The organism is Mycobacterium gordonae, from assembly GCF_002101675.1.
GTDB lineage: Bacteria > Actinomycetota > Actinomycetes > Mycobacteriales > Mycobacteriaceae > Mycobacterium > Mycobacterium gordonae.
The window spans coordinates 1-2,709 of the sequence record NZ_LQOY01000250.1 but is presented as its reverse complement, the minus strand read 5'-3'; the positions used below and the strand labels follow the sequence as shown (position 1 = coordinate 2,709).

At 76.8% G+C, this 2,709-nt stretch carries 1 pseudogene; it reads left to right on the top strand.

From position 1 onward, the window contains the following. Positions 1-2,709 (top strand): annotated as a pseudogene (locus AWC08_RS36915) (PE family protein); the annotation flags it as partial.

Below are 2,709 nucleotides of genomic sequence, written 5' to 3'. Positions count from 1 at the left end.
GTCGGTGGCAGCGGCGGAGGTCAGGGCGGTGACGGCGGGAACGCGGGAGGGCTGTGGGGCAGCGGCGGGCGCGGCGGTGTCGGCGGCATCGATGGTGGTAACGGTGGAAACGGCGGCAACGCCGGATTCCTGGTGGGTACCGGTGCGGGTGGCCCAGCAGGTACCGGCGGCAACGGCGGAAACGGCGGAGCCGGCGGGCTGTTCATGAACGGTGGAGCAGGTGGCGCCGGCGGCCAGGGTGGTACCGGCGAGGCCGGTGCGGAGGCCATGCTGGCCGGTGCCACTGGCGATGCCGGTGGCACCGGCGGTAACGGCGGCAACGGTGGAACCGGCGGCGGAGGCCCGCTGCTCTTCGGCCGTGGCGGCATCGGCGGGGCCGCTGGTGTCGGCGGCACCGGCGGTGCGGGCGGTGACGGTGGTGCGGGCGTCGCCGCAAGCGGTGGTACCGGGGGCGCCGGTGGAACCGGCGGTCTCGCGGGTGCCCGCGGCGCCGGCGGTGTTGGCGGGGCGTTCAGCAGCAACGGCGCCACCGGCGCTGTCGGGGCCGGTGGCGCTGGCGGTGCAGGCGGAGCCGGCGGTCAAGGCGCGAACGGCGCCGCTGTCGGCGCCGGAGTGGCAGGCAATTCTGGTTTCGCCGGCGGCGCCGGCGGTCAAGGTGGTCTGGGCGGTGCCGCGCTCGGCGGCGGCGCGGCCGGTAACGGCGGTCTCGGCGGAGTCGGTGGAAACGGCGGTGCCGGCAGTGCTGGCGGCGCCGGACTGGGCGTCGGAGCGGACGGTGCCATCGGCGGCCGGGGTGGCGACGGTGGAGCCGGCGGAGCCGGGGGCGCCGCGGGCAGCAGTGTGGGCGGCACCGCTGGCGCGGCCGGCCTGCAAGGCGCGGGTGGCAACGGTGGTGCCGGCGGTACCGGCGGAAACGGGACCGCCGGAACCGACGGGGGTGACGGCACCATTGGGGCCGCCGGTGACGCCGGCGTTCAGGGCGGTGACGGCGGCCAAGGCGGTGCCGGCGGCAACGCCGGCGCCGGAAGCACCGCCGGCAAGGCAGGCAACGGCGGTGCCGGCGGTACCGGTGGAGACGGTGGCGATGGCGGCACGGGCGGTGCCGGCACGCCGGGCACGGTTACCCAGACCGGCGGAAAGGGCGGTAACGGCGGCGCCGGCGCAGCCGGTGGGGCCGGCGGCCTCGGTGGTGCGGCTGGCACCGGTACCGGTGGGACCGCCGGCAGCGTCGGCATCGGAGGCAGCGGCGGCAACGGCGGTGACGCCGGCGCCGGCGGTAACGGCGCCAACGGGGGCGGCGGCTTCGCGGGTCCCGGTGATGGCGGTGACGCCGGGGACGGCACCGGCGGCGGCGCCGGCGGTGTTGGTGGCGCCGGTGGTGCGGCCGGTGCAGGGGCTCCCGGCGGGGCTAACGGCAACGGTGGTGCCGGAGGCGCCGGCGGGAATGGCGGCGACGGCGGCGTCGGGGGCAAAGGGGCCAACGGCGCGCCGGGCCTCGTGGACGGCCACGTCGGTGGCAACGGTGGGGACGGTGGCGCCGGTGGCGCCGGCGGCGCCGGTGGCGCTGCAGGCGGCGCTGGAGCCAAGGCCGGCTCGGGCGGCGGTGGCGGCCGTGGCGGCAACGCCGGCGCTGGCGGCGACGGCGGACTCGGCGCGGGCGGCACCTACGACACTGTCGGCGGAACCGGCGGTGACGGCGGTGACGGCGGTATCGGGGGCGCCGGAGGTGCTCCCGGCGCTGCCGGAGCCACCAACGGCGGTCAGGCGGGAAGCGTGGGTGTCGGTGGTGACGGCGGCATCGGTGGGGCCGGCGGGGCCGCCGGTGCCGGTGCAAACGGAGTCAACGTTCCCATTCCGGTGAACTCGGTCGCACCCAGTGGCGCCTCTACCCCCGGCGGCGTGCCGGGCCAGCCTGGAGTCGATGGCGTCAGCACTCTGCCACCCTTCCCGCTCAACATCCAGCAAGGCGGACAGGGCGGTAGCAGCGGGTCTTCATCCAGTAACGCCAATAACGTCACTGTGAATGCGGGTGATGGTGGTCAAGGTGGGGACGGTGGTTTTGGCGCCCCCGGCGGTCATGGCGGCGCAGGTGGCTCCGCTTCAGTAACCGGCCTGAACTCCGTGGCGCTGGGCGGCGACGGGGGCAACGGCGGCGACGGCGGGCAATTCGGGGCTGGGGGTGACGGCGGCTCGGGCGGCAGCGTGGGTCAGGGTTACGCCGGCAGCATCGGCGGTAACGGGGGCGACGGCGGCAACGCCACCAACGGCCCTGCGGGCCTGGGCGGTAATGGTGCCGGCGGCGGCGCCGGCGGTGACGGTGGCAACGTCAACCTTGGCTCAGGGGGCAGCGGTCCGGGTAATGGTCCTGTGGGCGGCAATGGCGGTAACGGCGGCAACGCGGCCGATGGCGCTTTCAACGCCGGTGCCGGTGGGTCCGGCGGCCACGGCGGTGCCGGCGGCGCCGGTGGATCCAATGGTGGCCAGGGCGGTGCCGGTGGTGCCGGTGGTGCGGGCGGCGCAGGGGGGACCGGAGCGGATGGCGGCGTCGGCGGCGCCGGCGGTTCTGGTGGCGGCACCAGCAGCCCCGGCTCGGGAGCAGTCACCACCAACGGCAATGGTGGCGACGGCGGTAACGGTGGGAACGGCGCGCCCGGGGCGGTCGGCGGTAACGGCGGCAACGGTGGGGCGGGTGGGGCTTCGGGTGGTGGC